Annotated in this window: 9 protein-coding genes and 3 rRNA genes; 1 reads left to right on the top strand and 11 read right to left on the bottom strand. The window is 68.7% G+C overall.

The features are described 5' to 3' along the window. Positions 1-40: 40 nt before the first annotated feature. The 9 genes from recN to tyrS all read right to left on the bottom strand — a co-directional run bounded on the left by recN (position 41) and on the right by tyrS (position 13,556). Entirely contained in the window at positions 41-1,783 is a 1,743-nt protein-coding gene (gene recN, locus SOY78_RS05355) for a DNA repair protein RecN (protein WP_036383274.1), read from the bottom strand. After that, positions 1,780-2,868, bottom strand: a complete 1,089-nt coding sequence (locus SOY78_RS05350) for an NAD kinase (protein WP_036383271.1) — start codon at positions 2,866-2,868, stop codon at positions 1,780-1,782. The genes recN and SOY78_RS05350 overlap by 4 nt, the downstream gene beginning before the upstream one ends. A 114-nt stretch (positions 2,869-2,982) precedes the next feature. Beyond that, positions 2,983-3,825: a TlyA family RNA methyltransferase gene (locus SOY78_RS05345; RefSeq protein WP_324701896.1), complete on the bottom strand. Its 843-nt coding sequence runs from the start codon at positions 3,823-3,825 to the stop codon at positions 2,983-2,985. Continuing rightward, entirely contained in the window at positions 3,818-4,648 is an 831-nt protein-coding gene (locus SOY78_RS05340) for an HAD-IIA family hydrolase (protein WP_051995271.1), read from the bottom strand. The genes SOY78_RS05345 and SOY78_RS05340 overlap by 8 nt, the downstream gene beginning before the upstream one ends. Next, positions 4,645-5,547 (bottom strand): hypothetical protein, encoded by a 903-nt coding sequence (locus SOY78_RS05335; RefSeq protein ID WP_324701895.1) that lies wholly within the window; start codon positions 5,545-5,547, stop codon positions 4,645-4,647. The genes SOY78_RS05340 and SOY78_RS05335 overlap by 4 nt, the downstream gene beginning before the upstream one ends. Before the next feature lie 519 nt (positions 5,548-6,066). Further along, positions 6,067-6,183 (bottom strand): 5S ribosomal RNA (rrf, locus tag SOY78_RS05330). 192 nt (positions 6,184-6,375) lie between these two features. After that, a 23S ribosomal RNA gene (locus SOY78_RS05325) occupies positions 6,376-9,467 on the bottom strand. Positions 9,468-9,905: 438 nt separating this feature from the next. After that, a 16S ribosomal RNA gene (locus SOY78_RS05320) occupies positions 9,906-11,428 on the bottom strand. The 16S, 23S and 5S rRNA genes sit together here, the layout of an rRNA operon. A gap of 784 nt (positions 11,429-12,212) precedes the next feature. Continuing rightward, positions 12,213-13,556 carry a tyrosine--tRNA ligase gene (gene tyrS / locus SOY78_RS05315; protein ID WP_036315682.1) on the bottom strand — a complete coding sequence of 448 codons (1,344 nt, stop codon included), beginning with the start codon at positions 13,554-13,556 and terminating at the stop codon, positions 12,213-12,215. 127 nt (positions 13,557-13,683) lie between these two features. Here tyrS and SOY78_RS05310 point away from each other — a divergent pair, with 127 nt between their 5' ends. Further along, positions 13,684-14,694, top strand: a complete 1,011-nt coding sequence (locus SOY78_RS05310; protein ID WP_122054731.1) for an IS481 family transposase — start codon at positions 13,684-13,686, stop codon at positions 14,692-14,694. Positions 14,695-14,749: 55 nt separating this feature from the next. On the opposite strand, the gene SOY78_RS05305 is transcribed toward SOY78_RS05310, so the two are convergent. Further along, positions 14,750-17,038, bottom strand: a complete 2,289-nt coding sequence (locus SOY78_RS05305; protein WP_324701894.1) for a HelD family protein — start codon at positions 17,036-17,038, stop codon at positions 14,750-14,752. Positions 17,039-17,206: 168 nt separating this feature from the next. After that, positions 17,207-18,667, bottom strand: coding sequence for an argininosuccinate lyase (gene argH, locus SOY78_RS05300; protein WP_324701893.1), 1,461 nt, complete (start codon positions 18,665-18,667; stop codon positions 17,207-17,209). Between the last annotated feature and the right edge of the window lie 63 nt (positions 18,668-18,730).

Genomic DNA, 18,730 nt, shown 5'->3' with positions numbered 1-18,730 from the left:
GGGCGATCCTTTCATGTCGGGGCGGCGTCCACGGACCGGGTCAGCCGCGTTCGCGGGCGGAGGACTCGAGCAGCTCCCGGGCATGCTCGCGGGCCGCCGCGGAGTCCCCGTGCCCGGCGAGCATGCGGGCGAGCTCCTCGACCCGCTCGTCGGCCGTCAGCGTCACGACGTCGGAGGTGGTCACACCCGCGGCCGGGTCCGAGTTCTTCTCCACCCGCACGTGCCGGTCCGCGTAGGCGGCGACCTGGGGCAGGTGCGTCACGGCGATGACCTGCACGTGGCGGGCGAGCCGGGCCAGGCGGGCCCCGATCCGCACGGCGGCCTCACCGCCCACGCCGGCGTCGACCTCGTCGAACACGAAGGTGGGCACCGGGTCCGTGGCGGCCAGGACCACCTCGAGGGCGAGCATCACGCGGGAGAGCTCGCCGCCGGAGGCGCCGCGGCCCAGGGGCCGGGGCTCGACACCCGCGTGGGGGCGCAGGGCGAGCGTGACGTCCTCAGCGCCGTACGGGCCGAGACCGTCCCCGGCGACCGGCGTCAGTCCCACGTGGAACGAGGCGTCCGGCATGAACAGGGCGTGCAGCTCCTCGGTCACCGCGGTCTCGAGCCGCTCGGCGGCCGCGGTGCGCAGGGCGGTGAGGGTCGCGGCCCGTTCGCGCAGCGCGGCGTCGAGCCGGTCGACCTCCGCCTCGAGCTCCTCGAGGCGGCCGGAGTCGCCCTGCAGCTCGTCCAGGCGCGGACGCTGGGTCCGGGCCCAGTCGATCACGTCGGCGAGCTCCGGCCCGTAGAGCCGCTGCAGTCGTGTGAGCTCGGCCAGCCGCGACTGGGCCGCGTCGAGGTCGGAGGCCGCGTCGGCGTCCAGGTCAGCGGTGTAGCGGGCCAGGTCGCCGGCGATGTCCGTGAGCACGACGGCGGCCTCGGCCAGGCGCGCGGCCGCGGCGGCGAGCTCGGGGTCGTCGCCGGGGGCGGCGAGCACGGCCTGCTGCGCCGCCTCCACGAGGCTGACGGCGCCGGGGGTCTCGTCCATCGTGTCCACGTCGGGGCCGGCCAGTCGGGCGTGTGCCTCCCCGGAGGCGGCGCGCAGCTCCTCGACGTCCTCGAGCCGGCGGATGAGAGCCCGCAGCTCCTCGTCCTCGCCCTCCTGCGGCTCGGCGAGGTCGATCTCCTCGAGCGAGCGCTGGAGCGCCTCGGCTTCGCGGGCCCGCTCTTGGCGGTGGGCGGTGAGCTCCTCGCGCTCCCGACGCGCGGCGGTCCAGGCGGCGTGGTCCGCGCGGTAGGCGCGCAGGGCCGCGGCGAGCTCGGCGCCGCCGAACGCATCGAGGGCGTGCCGCTGGGCGTCGGCGCCCTGGAGGCGGACCTGGTCGTTCTGGCCGTGCACGGCCACGAGGGTCGCCCCGATCTCGGCGAGCAGGCCGACGGGCACGGTCCGCCCGCCGGCGGCGGCGCGCGAGCGGGTCCCCTCCCCGGACGCCGTGACGCTGCGGCTCAGGACGAGCTCCCGGACGCCCTCGTCGGCCTCGTCCAGCACGGCCCCGGCGTCCTCGGCGAGGGCGAGCGCGGCGTGCGCCTCGGGCAGGCGGACGCCGGCGTCCACGACGGCACGGGACGAGCCCCGGCGGACCGCGCCCGCGTCGGCGCGAGCGCCGAGCAGCAGGCCCAGGGCGGTGACCACCATGGTCTTGCCGGCGCCGGTCTCGCCGGTGACGACGGTGAAGCCGGGGTCCAGGTCCACGGTGGCCTCGCCGATCACGCCGAGCCCCGAGATCCTCAGATGGTCGATCATGCGTCCTCCCCGGGGTGACGCGCCCCGCGGTCGCGGTGGCGCTGGATGTCCGCGGGCGAGAGCACCGACAGCGGCATGGTGGCCGGTTCGACGACGTCGGGACGCGGCCCCGCGTGCCGCGGCTCGACGGTCTCCACCGCGTGGAGCACGCCCGCCCGCTCCTGGGCGGTGACGGGGCCGCGCCAGCCGTCCGTGGGCAGCCGGAACTTGCGCACGAGCCGTTCCGCGAAGGGCGTCGGGTTGAGACGGGCCAGGCGCACCGGCTCCGCCGACCGGGACACCTCGATCCGGGCCTGCGGCGGCAGTTCGACGGTGCGCCGGCCGTCACACCACAGCACACCGGTCTCGCGGGTGCGGGTGAGCACGTCCACGCCGATCGTGGAGCGCGGACCCACCACGAGGGGGCGGGTGAACAGGGCGTGGGCGCTGATGGGCACGCACAGCAGGGCCTCCACGGAGGGCCACACGACGGGGCCCCCGCCGGAGAAGGCGTAGGCGGTGGAGCCGGTGGGGGTGGCCAGGACGACGCCGTCGCAGCCGAAGGCCGTCAGCGGCGAGTTGTCCACGGAGACGACCACCTCGAGCATCCGCTCCCGGTGGGACTTCTCCACGGAGGCCTCGTTGAGGGCCCACGTGCGGGCCACCTCGCGGCCCTCCACGAGCACGACGACGTCCAGGGCCATGCGCTCGATCACCACGTAGGACTCCGAGGCGATCGCCTGGACGGTGCGGTGCAGGTCGGTGCGCTCGGACTCGGCGAGGAAGCCGACGTGGCCCAGGTTCACCGCCAGCAGTGGCACGTTGTGGCCGCGGACGAAGTCGGCCGCCCGCAGCACCGAGCCGTCGCCGCCGAGGACGAGGCCGAGGGTGATGTCCTCGAGCTCGCAGTCGACCCCGAGGGCCTCCGGCGCGAACTCCGGGGGGTCCCCCGCGGCCGCGCGGATGGCGGCCACGTCCTGTTCGAGCATGACGCTGACCAGGCCCTCCTCCGCGAACATGCGGGTGGCCTGCAGCGCCGCGCTGATGGCGTCCTCGCGGCCCGTGTGGGTCAGGACGAGGACACGACGTCCGGGGGTGTAGGGCATGGTTCCTTCCGCGAGCCGGGGTGCCGGGCACTGCGCTCCAGGATAGCCACGAGATCGGACACGCGAACCGGTGGCCCCGCGCCCGTGGACGGGCGGCGCCCCCCCGGACGCGGGTCAGGACCAGTCGATGTGGGCGCCCCGGACCCACCCGGCGGCGCGCTCGTCGGCGGGCGTGGCCGGGCTCGTCCTGCCGGCCGGGTCGTCGGCCGCGGTGGCGTCGGGGCGGTGGAGCCGCAGGAAGAACTCGGCGTTCCCGTCCTGGCCGGCCAGGCCGGATCGGGTGAGGCCGCGGGGGGCGAGGCCGGCGCCCAGCGCGGCCGCGGCCACCCCGGCGACGGCGTCGCGGCGGGCGTCCGGATCGGTGACGACGCCGGAGCGCGGCAGGGCGCGCCGCCCGACCTCGAACTGGGGCTTGACCATGAGCAGCAGCTCCGCGCCGGGTCGGCACACGCCCGCGAGCGGGGCGAGGACGAGGCGCAGCGAGATGAAGGACAGGTCGGAGACCACCAGGTCCACCGGACCGTCGATGTCCTCGGCCGTGAGGTCGCGGACGTTGAGCCCCTCGCGCACGAGGACGCGGGGGTCGGCCTGGACGGTCGGGGCCAGCTGGTCGTGGCCCACGTCCACGGCGGCCACCCGTTCGGCGCCCCGCTCGAGGAGGACCTGGGTGAATCCGCCGGTGGAGGCCCCGGCGTCGAGCGCCCGGCGGCCGGCCACGGCGACGTCCGGGAACGCCTCGAGCGCGCTGACGAGCTTGTGGGCCGCACGGGAGACGTACCGCGGGCCCGGGTCGCGCAGGCGCAGCGTGGCGTCGGCGGCCACGCGGTCGGAGGGCCGGCGCACCGGGCGGCCGTCGAGGAGGACCTGCCCCGCGCGGATGAGCGCCGCGCCCTCCGTGCGGGAGCGGGCCAGGCCCCGGGCGGCCAGGGCGACGTCGGCGCGTGCGGTCTCAGCCACGCCGTGGGTCCGCGGAGCCCTCGGCCCCGCCGGCGAGCAGAGCGGGCAGGTGCGCACGGACCCACGTGGGCCGGTCCGGCCCGGGGGCGGCGGCCGCGGTCTCGCGCGTGTCGATGCCGGTCAGGACGAGCACCGTGTCGAACCCCGCCGCGTTGCCGCCGCGGATGTCCGTGTCCAGGCGGTCGCCGACCACGAGGGGACGGGCCAGGCCGAGGGCCTCGGCCGCCGTCCGGAACAGTCGTGGCTCGGGCTTGCCCGCCGCGACGGGCGCGGTGCCGGTGGCCCGGCCCACCGCCTCGACGAGGGCCCCGTTGCCGGGGGCGATCCCCTCCGCGCGCGGGATCGAGGTGTCCAGGTTGGTGGCGACCCAGGTGGCCCCGGCGCGCACGGCGTACGCCGCCTCCGCCAGATCGGCCCAGCCGAGACCGGGGTCGAAGCCCTGGATCACCGCGTCGGGGCGCTGCGCCGCGGACGCGACCACCTCGTAGCCCCGCTCCTCGACCACGGCGCGCAGGTACGCCGAGCCGACCACGAGCACCCGGCCGGTGCGGCGGCCGAGCGTCTCCTCGAGCAGGTCGACGCCCGCCGGTGCGGAGCCGAAGACCTGCCCCGCCTGCGCGGGCACCCCGAGCGTGCGGAGATGCTCGGCCACAGACTCCGGCGCGCGGGAGGCGTTGTTCGTCACGAACCCGACCGGCACGCCCCGTTCCTGCAGCGTCGACAGCGTCTCGACCGCCCCGGCGATCGCGCCGCCTCCGGCGTAGACGACGCCGTCCAGGTCGCAGAGCAGCCCGTCGTGACCGGCGAAGAACGTGGCGCTCACCGCTCGTCTGCCTCCGGGGCCTCGAGGGCGTCGAACAGCGACAGCTGGTTCGGGTCGACCTCGTCCGGCGCGTCGACGGCGGCCGGCGGCTCTGCGGCGGCCTCCGGCCGGGGCGCCTCGGTCGGCTCCGTGGCGGCCTCCGGCTCCTCGGCCGGGGATCCGTCCGCCGTCCGCTCCGCACCGGCCTCGGCCGCATACCGCTCGTGGCGCCGGTCGCGGGGGGACGGGCGGCGGTCCCGGGGGTCCTCGACCGGCTCGGTGTCCACGTCGATGATCTCCGGGTCCGCGAACCCGCCCACGCCGAGGGCCTTCTCCGCGACGCGCACGGCACGCGCCCAGAGCCGAGCCTCGTCGCGGCGCCCCAGGGCGAGCAGCACGTCGGCCTGACGCTGGAACAGCCGGGGAGAGAAGGGGTAGCCGCGCCGCCGGTCCAGTTCCGGGATCTGCAGGGCCTCATGGGCACCCTGAAGGTCGCCGGCGTCCTCGCGGATGCCGGAGACGACCATGGCCAGCTCGGCCCGCGCCGCCCGGTCCAGACGCGAGGCATCCACCTCGGCGGCCAGCTGCAGGGCCTTCTCCGTGCGGCCGAGGGCACGCTCGCTGTCCACCTGCGCGGCGATGTGGGTGTCGTCGCCCGTCATGCGCCGGTAGGTGCGGAACTCGCGCAGCGCGTCGGCGTACTCCCCCGCCGCGTAGGCGGTGAGCGCGACTGCCTCGCGCACGCGTGAGAGGCGGCCGCCCTTGCGGGACGCGGCGAGGGCGTGCTGGAACGCCAGCGCCGGGTCGACGTCCAGGTAGCGGCCGGCCATCACGAGATGCTTGGCGACCCAGCTGGCAGGACGCTCGTCAAGGCCGTTGATCTCCTTGAGCGTGCCGCGGTCGAGCTCCTGGCCCGTCACGTCCGGGTCGATGTCCGGAGAGCGCTCCTGGTCCGCACGATTCGCCGCTCGGAGGTCACCGGGATTGTGCGCGGGTCGTTCGGCGCGGTCCTCGCGACGAGGGCCCGTCGGCGCACCGCGGCGCTCGGGGCGTCCGCCCCCCTGGCCCGGGCCGCGCCGCCGGTCCTCGTGAGGCCCGCCGGAGCGGCGCCGGTCACCGGCACCGCTGCGAGGACGTCCGTCGCGGTCACCACCACGACGCCGGCCATCACCGCCACCACGGGGCCCGCGGCCCTCGGATCCGCGGTCCTCGCGGCGCTCTCGGGGGGTGTCCTCAGCCATGGTGTCCTTCCTGGGCGTCACGCCGCGACGGTCCGCGGGAACGCGGTCTCTGTTCCTCATGTGCCGGCCTCGCGGCCGGGTCCTCAGGGGACCAGGCTAGTGCCCGGAGCCTGTGGCAGACCGTCCTTGCGGGGAAAACAGTCCAGAAATGCGGGAAGGGCCTCGCACCCAACGGTGCGAGGCCCTCCCTCAAAGAATGTCCGGCGGCGACCTACTCTCCCACAACCTCCCGGCTGCAGTACCATCGGCGCTGTGGGCCTTAGCTTCCGGGTTCGGAATGGAACCGGGCGTTTCCCCCACGCTATGACCGCCGTAACCCTAACCCCACACCACCACCCTCAACACGGGCAACAGCAGGGAAACCTACGGGTCACACAACAGTGACACTATTCAACTCAAAACACCCCAACCACCCACCAACAAGCAGACAGCCGGTTGCAATCAGACAACCGCACAGTGGACGCGAACACCAACCCATCACCTTGAAGCAAGCAATAGGATAAGAGTGTGTGTAAGTCATCGGCCTATTAGTACTGGTCAGCTTCACGAGTCTTCAGTCCTCGCTTCCACATCCAGCCTATCAACCCAGTGTTCTAGCTGGGGGCCTCACACCCTCAAAGGGGCAAGGAAATCTCATCTCGAAGCCGGCTTCCCGCTTAGATGCTTTCAGCGGTTATCCATCCCGAACGTAGCTAATCAGCCATGCACCTGGCGGTACAACTGACATACCAGAGGTTCGTCCGTCCCGGTCCTCTCGTACTAAGGACAGACCTTCTCAAATTTCCAACGCGCGCAGAGGATAGGGACCGAACTGTCTCACGACGTTCTGAACCCAGCTCGCGTACCGCTTTAATGGGCGAACAGCCCAACCCTTGGGACCTACTCCAGCCCCAGGATGCGACGAGCCGACATCGAGGTGCCAAACCATGCCGTCGATATGGACTCTTGGGCAAGATCAGCCTGTTATCCCCGAGGTACCTTTTATCCGTTGAGCGACGGCCGTTCCACAACGAGCCGCCGGATCACTAGTCCCGACTTTCGTCCCTGCTCGAGCTGCCACTCTCACAGTCAAGCTCCCTTGTGCACTTGCACTCGACACCTGATTGCCAACCAGGCTGAGGGAACCTTTGGGCGCCTCCGTTACATTTTAGGAGGCAACCGCCCCAGTTAAACTACCCATCAGGCACTGTCCCTGACCCGGATCACGGGCCGAAGTTAGATATCCAGAGTGACCAGAGTGGTATTTCAACGGCGACTCCACGAACACTGGCGTGCCCGCTTCACAGTCTCCCACCTATCCTACACAAGTCACACCGAATACCAATACCAAACTATAGTAAAGGTCACGGGGTCTTTCCGTCCTTCTGCGCGTAACGAGCATCTTTACTCGTAATGCAATTTCGCCGAGTTCATGGTTGAGACAGCGGGGAAGTCGTTACTCCATTCGTGCAGGTCGGAACTTACCCGACAAGGAATTTCGCTACCTTAGGATGGTTATAGTTACCACCGCCGTTTACTGGGGCTTAAGTTCTCCGCTTCGCCGAAGCTAACGGGTCCCCTTAACCTTCCAGCACCGGGCAGGAGTCAGTCCATATACATCGTCTTACGACTTCGCATGGACCTGTGTTTTTGATAAACAGTCGCTTCCCCCTGGTCTCTGCGGCCCCGATCCCCTCACACCAGCACGTGGTGCTCAAGGTTGGGGCCCCCCTTCTCCCGAAGTTACGGGGGCATTTTGCCGAGTTCCTTAACCATGATTCTCTCGATCGCCTTAGTATTCTCTACCTGACCACCTGTGTCGGTTTAGGGTACGGGCAGTTTGAACCTCGCGCCGATGCTTTTCTAGGCAGCATAGGATCACCGGATCACCCACCACGTGGGCGCCCATCAGGTCTCAGGCATACAGCCGGCGGATTTACCTACCGGCAGCCCTACACCCTTAGACCAAGTCATTTCCATTGCCCGGCCCGGCTACCTTCCTGCGTCACACCTGTTAATGCGCTTGCCTCCCCGGTTCAGGTCCCGCGCTCCCCATCACCGACCCCGTCAAAGACGGGGTTCGGGATGGTTCGGGCGGTTAGTATCACCGGCTCAGCATGGGCGGTTCTTCACTGGTACGGGAATATCAACCCGTTGTCCATCGACTACGCCTGTCGGCCTCGCCTTAGGTCCCGACTTACCCAGGGCAGATTAGCTTGACCCTGGAACCCTTAGTCATCCGGCGGACGGGTTTCTCACCCGTCTTTCGCTACTCATGCCTGCATTCTCACTCGTCCACAATCCACCAGAAGTTACCCGCTGGCTTCACCTCGTGAACGACGCTCCCCTACCCATCCAGCAAAACTGAATGCCACGGTTTCGGCGGTGTACTTGAGCCCCGCTACATTGTCGGCGCGGAATCACTTGACCAGTGAGCTATTACGCACTCTTTCAAGGGTGGCTGCTTCTAAGCCAACCTCCTGGTTGTCTCAGCAACTCCACATCCTTTCCCACTTAGCACACGCTTAGGGGCCTTAACCGGTGGTCTGGGCTGTTTCCCTCTCGACTATGAAGCTTATCCCCCACAGTCTCACTGCCACGCTCTCACTTCCCGGCATTCGGAGTTTGGCTGAAGTCAGTAACCTTGTAGGGCCCATCGTCCATCCAGTAGCTCTACCTCCGGGAAGAAACACGTGACGCTGCACCTAAATGCATTTCGGGGAGAACCAGCTATCACGGAGTTTGATTGGCCTTTCACCCCTACCCACAGCTCATCCCCTCCATTTTCAACTGAAGTGGGTTCGGTCCTCCACGCGCTCTTACACGCGCTTCAACCTGGCCATGGGTAGATCACTCCGCTTCGGGTCTAGGACACGCGACTCAATCGCCCTATTCAGACTCGCTTTCGCTACGGCTTCCCCACACGGGTTAACCTCGCCACGTATCACTAACTCGCAGGCTCATTCTTCAAAAGGCACGCTGTCACCCCACAAGGAGGCTCCAACGGTTTGTAGGCACATGGTTTCAGGTACTATTTCACTCCCCTCCCGGGGTACTTTTCACCATTCCCTCACGGTACTGATCCGCTATCGGTCAACAGGTAGTATTCAGGCTTACCAGGTGGTCCTGGCAGATTCACACGGGATTCCTCGGGCCCCGTGCTACTCGGGCAACCCTCCAACAGCGGCGGAACACATTTCGACTACGGGACTCTCACCCTCTACGGTCCAGCATCCACACTGGTTCGTCTATATGCCCGCACCTCACTGCGCCATGCCGGCAGACATGACAAGGAGGGGCCCACAACACCGCACATGCAACCCCTGCCGGGTATCACACACATACGGTTTAGCCCCATCCGCGTTCGCTCGCCACTACTAACGGAATCACTTTTGTTTTCTCTTCCTGTGGGTACTGAGATGTTTCACTTCCCCACGTTCCCTCCACCCGGTCTATGTGTTCAACCGGGGGTCACACGACACGTCGTGCGGGGTTTCCCCATTCGGAAATCCTGGTCTCAACGTCCGGTTATCGACTCCACCAGGCTTATCGCAGATTCCCACGTCCTTCTTCGGCTCCTGTTGCCAAGGCATCCACCATGCGCCCTTGGAAACTTTCACACACAATGAAAGTCCTCAAATGAGCAATATCTAACTAAGATGTCATTCTCGGCATCACCACACCTCACACACCACCCCAGGGGGGAACAGTGCGATCAACGATGCAGCAACAAAAAATAAGATGCTCGCGTCCACTATGCAGTTCTCAAACAACAACCCACACCCCATCCACCAACCACACAGGCCAGCTTCACAAGGCACGGACACCAGAAACAACAACCCCAACCCTCACAGGTCAGGGTGCCTGCTGTTCCAGGACCCAACAGTGTGCCAACACCAGCTCGCAGCCACCAACACCACCCATTCCAACCACACCCTCACAGGCATGACGTACTCGAGCACTGCCGGCACCACCACTGGCACCATTCATTGATGTTCCACCCATGAGCAACCCGCCATCACACACGCGGTGATGCAACGGGCACTAATGCTCCTTAGAAAGGAGGTGATCCAGCCGCACCTTCCGGTACGGCTACCTTGTTACGACTTAGTCCCAATCGCTGGTCCCACCTTCGACGGCTCCCCCCACAAGGGTTAGGCCACCGGCTTCGGGTGTTACCAACTTTCGTGACTTGACGGGCGGTGTGTACAAGGCCCGGGAACGTATTCACCGCAGCGTTGCTGATCTGCGATTACTAGCGACTCCGACTTCATGGGGTCGAGTTGCAGACCCCAATCCGAACTGAGACCGGCTTTTTGGGATTAGCTCCACCTCACAGTATCGCAACCCATTGTACCGGCCATTGTAGCATGCGTGAAGCCCAAGACATAAGGGGCATGATGATTTGACGTCGTCCTCACCTTCCTCCGAGTTGACCCCGGCAGTCTCCCATGAGTCCCCACCATTACGTGCTGGCAACATGGAACGAGGGTTGCGCTCGTTGCGGGACTTAACCCAACATCTCACGACACGAGCTGACGACAACCATGCACCACCTGTGAACCCGCCCCAAAGGGGAAACCGTATCTCTACGGCGATCGAGAACATGTCAAGCCTTGGTAAGGTTCTTCGCGTTGCATCGAATTAATCCGCATGCTCCGCCGCTTGTGCGGGCCCCCGTCAATTCCTTTGAGTTTTAGCCTTGCGGCCGTACTCCCCAGGCGGGGCACTTAATGCGTTAGCTGCGGCGCGGAAACCGTGGAATGGTCCCCACACCTAGTGCCCAACGTTTACGGCATGGACTACCAGGGTATCTAATCCTGTTCGCTCCCCATGCTTTCGCTCCTCAGCGTCAGTTACAGCCCAGAGACCTGCCTTCGCCATCGGTGTTCCTCCTGATATCTGCGCATTCCACCGCTACACCAGGAATTCCAGTCTCCCCTACTGCACTCTAGTCTGCCCGTACCCACCGCAGATCCGGGGTTAAGCCCCGGACTTTCACGACAGACGCGACAAACCGCCTACGAGCTCTTTACGCCCAATAATTCCGGATAACGCTCGCACCCTACGTATTACCGCGGCTGCTGGCACGTAGTTAGCCGGTGCTTCTTCTGCAGGTACCGTCACTTTCGCTTCTTCCCTACTGAAAGAGGTTTACAACCCGAAGGCCGTCATCCCTCACGCGGCGTCGCTGCATCAGGCTTGCGCCCATTGTGCAATATTCCCCACTGCTGCCTCCCGTAGGAGTCTGGGCCGTGTCTCAGTCCCAGTGTGGCCGGTCACCCTCTCAGGCCGGCTACCCGTCGTCGCCTTGGTGAGCCATTACCTCACCAACAAGCTGATAGGCCGCGAGTCCATCCAAAACCGATAAATCTTTCCAACACCCACCATGCGGTGGACGCTCCTATCCGGTATTAGACCCAGTTTCCCAGGCTTATCCCAGAGTTAAGGGCAGGTTACTCACGTGTTACTCACCCGTTCGCCACTAATCCACCCAGCAAGCTGGGCTTCATCGTTCGACTTGCATGTGTTAAGCACGCCGCCAGCGTTCATCCTGAGCCAGGATCAAACTCTCCGTAAAAAAATTACAGAACAACACCGTGGCAGCCGGAAATAACCACCACGACATCCATTCAATACCTGGCAGACCATCACCACACTACGGGGGTGGCAGGCGATGATCAACCAATATGTGTTAAAACAATTGGCATCAACAAACTTGGCACACTATTGAGTTCTCAAACAACAGGCGCTTCCAGCTTCAGCGACCCACTCCGCGGGCCGTTTCGCTCTGGAGCAACTTCTCCATCCTAGACCATCCGATTCGACCGTGTCAACTCCGTGTCCGAAGCCTTCACCGTCCGTTCACGTGGCCGGGCTAGAAAACCTTACCACGCGATCCGACCATGTTAACTCCGCTCAACGCGGTGTCAGACACTCACCGGACCATCCACGTGGAAGGCCTCGCAAAGCTTACCACATGATTCCCGGCTGTCAAACCAGATCATCTTCTTCAGGAATTCCGACCCGCATCACTGCCGGCCGCGCACCCGGTGAGCACCACCCGCCCTGGACCTGCCATTCTCGGCATGAATCCGCGGATTCTGTGTTCTTCACCCCGCCTCCCGGTCACCCGGTCGGCGTCTTGAGCACGAGATGGAACTCTACACACGAATCCCACCGAACACAAAACCAGGGGCGACACCCGGCGTCCGGGCACGAAGGAGGGCCCCGTTCTCCGCAGAATCCTGCGGGGAACGGGGCCCTGTGCTCCTCCCGTGGGCGGTTGCTTCGCCGTCGCCGCCCGTCGTGTCCTCGGTCACTTTTCGCGACTCACGGTGGACACCGGTGGTCTGCAGCCGCGGTCAGCCCTCCCCCAGGTCCGCACCCGCCATGCTCTTCTTGCCCCGGCGCACCAGCAGGTGTCGGCCGGCGAGGGCGTCGTCTCGGGTGAACACCTGGTCGGCATCCGTCACCCGCACGTTGTTCACCGAGGCGCCGCCGTCGCGCACCGTCCGACGCGCCTCGGAGCGCGAGGCGACCAGCCCGGTGGAGACCAGCAGCTCGACCGCGGTCACGGTGCCCGGCTCCCCCTCCCACTGGGTCCGGTCGGCCTGCGGCAGCTCGGCCAGCACGGCGGTCAGCGTGTCCGGATCCACGGTGGTGAGGTCGCCGCCTCCGAACACGGCATGGGAGGCCTCGATGACCTTCGTCGTCGTCTCCTCTCCATGGGCCAGCGCCGTGACCTCCCACGCCAGGCGCTTCTGGGCCTCCCGGCGGAACGGCTCGTCGGCCACCTTCTGCGCGTACTCCTCGATCTCCGCGCGGGTCAGGAACGTGAAGACCTTGAGCCGGTCGACGACGTCCGCGTCCGCCGTGTTGAGCCAGAACTGGTAGAAGGCGTACGGGGAGCACATCTTCGCGTCGAGCCAGACGGCGTTGCCCTCGGACTTGCCGAACTTGGTGCCGTCCGCGTTCGTGATCAGCGGCGTGCCCAGCGCATGGGCGTGGGTCCCCTCCACCTTGCGGATCAGCTCGGTGCCGGCGGTGAGGTTGCCCCACTGGTCGGAGCCGCCGGTCTGGAGGGTCACGCCGTGCCGGCGGTGCAGCTCGAGGAAGTCGTTGCCCTGCAGCACCTGGTAGGAGAACTCCGTGTAGGAGATGCCCTCATCAGAGTTCAGGCGCTTGGCCACGATCTCCTTCTTCACCATGGTGCCGACGCGGAAGTTCTTGCCGACGTCCCGCAGGAAGTCCAGCGCGCTCATGCCCGCGGTCCAGTCCAGGTTGTTGACCATGGTCGCCGCGTTCTCCCCCTCGAAGGAGAGGTACGGCTCGATCTGCGCGCGCAGGGACTCCACCCACGCCGCCACGGTCTCCTGCGAGTTCAGAACGCGCTCCGAGGTCTGCCGCGGGTCGCCGATGAGCCCGGTGGCGCCGCCCACGAGGGCGTACGGGCGGTGGCCGGCGAGCTGCAGGCGGCGCAGGGTGAGCAGCTGGACGAGGTGTCCCAGGTGGAGGGACGGAGCGGTCGGGTCGAAGCCGCAGTAATACGAGACGGGCTCCCCGGCCAGCGCCTGCTCCAGCGCGGCCTCGTCCGTCGAGACGTGCACGAGCCCGCGCCAGCGCAGCTCCTGCCAGACGTTCTCGAAGCTCGGGTCGTTCGCCTGTGCGCGCAGTCGGGCCGCGCGCTCCTCGTTCTGGGGTGCCATGGCCCCAGCCTAGCTGTTGTGGGTCATGAGGTTCTTGCCACGAGGCGCCGGCTGAGATGAGACGAGTGGGCCCCGCCCCGCAGGATGGAAGTTCCTCAACAACCCACCTGCCCGAAAAGACCCACTCATGACTCACGCTAACGCACCCCTGACCCCGACTGGCCGACTCAGGATGGTCCACCGCCACCTGCACGACGGGATCCCGCAGGCACACGTGGCCGCCGAGTTCCGCGTCAGCCGGCCCACGGTGGCCACCTGGGTCGCCCGCTACCGCGCCCAGGGAGAAGCCGGCCTTCAGGACCTGCCCAGCCGGCCGCACCGTTCACCTGCCCAGCTCGATCCGGTCCTGGTCGCCCAGATCCACGCCCTGCGGCGGGAGCGCAAGTGGTCCGCACGGCGCATCCATCACCACCTCGTCTCCGAGGGCCACCAGCTGTGCCTGCGCACCGTGGGACGGTGGCTGCACCGGGCCGGGATCTCCCGCCTACGGGACCTGACCCCAGCCGGAGAAGACCTCCGCCGGCAGCCGGCCCGGAGGATCACCGCGAGAGGGCCAGGGCACATGGTGCACCTGGACGTGAAGAAGATCGGGCGCATCCCTGACGGGGGCGGCTGGCGTGCGCACGGACGGGACTCCGAGAACGCGCGAGCAGCCAAGCGCGGGCCTGGCCGACGGGTCGGCTACACCTACCTGCACTCGGCGATCGACGGGTTCACCCGCCTGGCCTACACCGAAGCCTTGCCCGATGAGCGGGCAGCTACGACCGTGAGCTTCTTCTGCCGGGCGCGGGCGTTCTTCGCCGCCCACGGCATCCGGATCGACAGGGTGATCACGGACAACGGCAACAACTACCGGGCCGTGGACTTCACCGCGAAGGTGGTCTCGCTCGGGGGCCGGCACCACCGGATCCGGCCCTACACGCCCCGCCATAACGGGAAGGTCGAACGCTACAACCGGCTGATGGTCGATGAGGTCCTCTACGCCCGCCCGTATACCTCAGAGACGGCCCGGCGTGAGGCGTTGGCAGTGTGGGTGAACCACTACAACTACCATCGGCCGCATACCTCCTGCGGAGATGCTCCACCGGCCTCGTTGGCCCCGGCCCGAGTCAACAACGTCATGACCTCTTACACCTAGCGACGCGCCCGCGCGCCTCCGCGACGCCGCGCACGTGCGACGTCGCCCGCGGGGCTCACTCCGGGACGTCCGCCAGCCCGGCCGGCAGCGCGGCCGCGTCCGTCCCGGCGACGACGGACAACGACTGGGTGGCGCGGGTCATCGCCACGTACAGATCGCCCACCACGCCGCGCGCGTCGGCCACGATCCGCTCGGGCGAGACGAGGACGACGGTGTCGAACTCCAGTCCCTTGGTCTCCCACGGGGTGGCAACGACGATCTCGACGCCGGGCAGCGGCGCGGTGTCCACGGCCGCCTCTCCCCACCGCTCCCGGAGGACCGTGAGCAGCTCCCCCGTCCGCCCGGCGGGGGCGATCACGGCGGTCAGTGCCTCGGGCACGCGGCCCCGCTCGGCCTCGACCGCCTCGAGGGCCAGGGCCGCGACGTCACCGCCCGGCTCCGTCACCAGGCGCGGGCGATGGTCGCCCTCGCGCACGGCACGCGGATGGGAGACCTCGAGCCCGGCCGCGCGCGCGACCTGCGCGGCCCAGCGCATCACGCGCGCCGGCGAGCGGTAGTTCACGGTCAGCTCCTCCAGGCGCCAGCGGTCCCCGAACTCCGGGGCGAGGACGGACGCCCACGAGCCGGCCGCGTCGCGACGGGAGGACTGCGCGATGTCGCCCACGATGGTGAACAACTTCATCGGGCAGCGGCGCGCCAGCAGGCGCCACTGCATCGGAGAGAGCTCCTGGGCCTCGTCCACCACCACGTGCCCGTACGTCCAGGTGCGGTCGTGGGCCGCGGTCTCGGCGGTGGTCCGTCGCACCCCGCGCGCCTCGTTGGCCGCGGCCAGCTGCTCGGCGTCCACGACGCCGTCGACGCCCAGGTCCGCGAGCGTCTGGTGCATGTTCTCCAGGGACGCCCGGGCGTTCTCGAGGTTGCGCTCGTGCTGGGCCGCGGACTCGCCGCCCCGGCCCGGGGTCTCGAGGCGTCCGAGCAGCTCGGCCGCCTCGTCCAGCAGGGGCACGTCGGCCTCGGTCCAGGGGGCGCCGGCCGGCCTCAGGAGCGCGCCGACCTCGACGTCGGACAGCCACGGGGCCGCCGCCCGGAGCAGGTCCTCCCGGGTGAGGAGGTCGCCGATGAGCTTCTCCGGCGTCAGCGGCATCCAGCAGAGGTTGAGCGCGATGCGCACGTCGCGCGAGGTGCGCACGTCCTCGAGCAGGAGGTCACGCTGCACCGGGGTGCCCGAGGACTTCTCCAGCTTCTTGCGCAGCTTCTCCGCGAGCTCGCGGACGAGGATCTTCACGAACGTCACCCGGGCCTCGTTGTGGGGCTTGCGGGTGGCCCGTGCCTTGTCCCGGGCGCGCCGGACCATGGCCGGCTTGAGCTTGACGGCCGTGCCGTCGATCATCAGGCGCCGCGGCTCGACGAGCAGGCGCTGGCGCTGCGCGACCGCGTGGGCGACGGCGTCCACCATGTCCAGCCGGCCCTTCACCGCCGCCGCGTCGAGGTCCCGCTCCGGGACGGCCCGCACGCCCGGCATCAGCGTACCCAGCGAGGACATCACGACACCCGTCTCGCCCAGCGAGGGCAGCACCCGCTCGATGTACCGCATGAACGCGGTCGAGGGGCCGACGATCAGCACGCCCGAGCGGGCGAGGCGCTCCCGGTGGGTGTACAGCAGGTAGGCGGCGCGGTGCAGGGCGACGGCGGTCTTCCCCGTGCCGGGCCCGCCCTGCACCACGACCGCCCCGGGCAGGGGCGCGCGGATCACCTCGTCCTGCTCCGCCTGGATCGTGGCGACGATGTCCCCCATCCGTCCCGTGCGTCGGGCGGTGACGGCGGCCAGCAGCGCACCCTGGGCATCGGCGCGCACGCCGTCCCCGCCCAGCAGCGTCGGGTCCAGGATGTCGTCCTCGAGGTCGCGCACCTCGCGCCCCCGCAGCATCAGGTGACGACGACGGCGCACGCGGCCCCGGTGGGCCGCCGTCGCCTGGTAGAAGGCGCCGGCCTCGGCCGCGCGCCAGTCGACGAGGAGGCGCTCGTGGTCCTCGGTGGTGAGGCCGATGCGCCCGATGTACCGCTGCTCGTCGGCCCCACCCTCCCGCTCGGCGTCGAGGTCGAGCCGGCCGAAGACGAGGCGGTTGTCCACGGCGTAGAGCTGGGCGAGTCGGTCCTCGTAGAGGCTGGCGAAGGCGTCGCGCTCGGAGTGGTTCTGCAGCGACCCCTGCGGGCCGGTCCGGCGCACGGCCGCGAGCTGGCGCTCCTTCTCCTCACGCAGGGCGTCGAGGCGGGCGTACCGCTCGGCGACCCGACCCCGCTCGAGGTCGAGCTCGGACTGGCGGACGGACACGGTATCGGTCATCGGGGGCCCTCGCGGTGCGGTGAGGGGCGGACCATGCTGCGGCCCGCCCGGCGGAAAAGTGACCACCCATGCTACGCCGACCGCGGTGAACGGCGGGTGACGCGGCGGTGCCCTGCCGGGCACCGCCGCGTCCGGCCCGGCCGCCGCCGACTCGGCCGGGCGACCGCGTCAGCGGGCGTCGACGACGGAGCCCGGCGTGTCGGCCCAGCGGCGCAGCGGTTCCAGGGCGTCCTCGAGCGCCCCGATCTGCGCCGCGACGGCCGTCGGTGCGGTCCCGCCCTGGGCGTCGCGAGAGGCGAGCGAGCCCTCCGTGCTGAGCACCTCGCGGACCTGCGGGGTCAGCGCCGGCGAGATGGCGGCGTACTCCTCGTCCGTGAGGTCCCACAGCTCCACGCCCCGGGCCTCGGCCGCCTTCACGGCCTCGCCGGACAGCTCGTGGGCCTCGCGGAACGGGACCCCCTGGCGGACGAGCCACTCGGCGACGTCGGTGGCCAGCGCGAAGCCCTGCGGGGCCAGCTCCGCCATGCGCTCCGTCTGGAACTCGAGGGTGGCGATCATCCCGGAGACGGCGGGCAGCAGCAGCTCGAGGGTGTCCGCGGCGTCGAAGACGGGCTCCTTGTCCTCCTGCAGGTCGCGGTTGTAGGCCAGCGGCATGCCCTTGAGCGTGGCCAGCAGCCCCGTGAGGTCGCCGATGAGGCGGCCGGACTTGCCGCGGGCCAGCTCGGCGACGTCCGGGTTCTTCTTCTGCGGCATGATCGAGGACCCTGTGGAGTACGCGTCGTGCAGCGTCACGAAGCCCGCCTCCTTGGTGGCCCAGAAGATGACCTCCTCCGAGATGCGGGACAGGTCGACGCCGACCATCGCGGCGACCCACGCGAACTCCGCGTACACGTCGCGGGCGGCGGTGCCGTCGATCGAGTTCCACACGGCCGACTCGAAGCCGAGCTCGGTGGCCACGGCGTTCGGGTCCAGACCCAGGGAGGAGCCTGCCAGGGCCCCGGAGCCGTACGGCGAGACGGCCGCGCGCGCGTCCCAGTCCACGAGCCGCTGCAGGTCCCGCGCGAACGCCCAGGCGTGCGCGAGCAGGTGGTGCGAGAGCAGGACGGGCTGCGCGTGCTGCAGGTGGGTGCGGCCCGGCATCGGCGCGTGCGGGTGCGCCCGCGCCTGATCGAGCAGCGCGTCCACCGTGGCGATCACGCCCCGCGCGATGATGCGGGCGTGGTCGCGCAGGAACATCCGGCCGAGGGTGGCGACCTGGTCGTTGCGGGATCGGCCGGCCCGCAGGCGGCCGCCGAGCTCGGGACCGGCCCGCTCGATGAGGCCGCGCTCGAGCGAGCCGTGCACGTCCTCATCGGACGCCGCCGGGGTGTAGGCACCGGAACGCACGTCCGCCTCGAGACGGTCGAGGGCCGCGATCATCCCGTCCAGGTTGTCCGCACTGAGCAGACCGGCGGTGTGCAGCACCCGGGCGTGGGCACGGGAACCCGCGATGTCATAGGGCGCCAGGCGCCAGTCGAAGTGCGTGGACTTGCTGAGCGCGGCGAGCGCCTCGGAAGGGCCGCCGGCGAAGCGGCCGCCCCACAGGGCGCCCTCGTTGGTCCCGTGGCGGGCATCGGTGTTCTCGGTCATCGAAGGTCTCCTCGAGGTCGGTGACAGGCCGACGGCGGCCGGCCCGGTCGCGGGCGGGCCGCC

This window comes from Micrococcus sp. HOU01 (assembly GCF_035609305.1).
Classification (GTDB): Bacteria; Actinomycetota; Actinomycetes; order Actinomycetales; family Micrococcaceae; genus Micrococcus; species Micrococcus luteus.
The sequence above is the reverse complement of the archived record's forward strand: the minus strand, read 5'-3'. Positions and strand labels throughout refer to the sequence as shown.

Coding starts and splice junctions, on each gene's coding strand:
- recN (WP_036383274.1), bottom strand. CDS start 1,783: ATGATCGACCATCTGAGGATCTCGGGGCTCGGCGTGATCGGCGAGGCC.
- SOY78_RS05350 (WP_036383271.1), bottom strand. CDS start 2,868: ATGCCCTACACCCCCGGACGTCGTGTCCTCGTCCTGACCCACACGGGC.
- tyrS (WP_036315682.1), bottom strand. CDS start 13,556: ATGGCACCCCAGAACGAGGAGCGCGCGGCCCGACTGCGCGCACAGGCG.
- SOY78_RS05310 (WP_122054731.1), top strand. CDS start 13,684: ATGACTCACGCTAACGCACCCCTGACCCCGACTGGCCGACTCAGGATG.
- SOY78_RS05305 (WP_324701894.1), bottom strand. CDS start 17,038: ATGACCGATACCGTGTCCGTCCGCCAGTCCGAGCTCGACCTCGAGCGG.
- argH (WP_324701893.1), bottom strand. CDS start 18,667: ATGACCGAGAACACCGATGCCCGCCACGGGACCAACGAGGGCGCCCTG.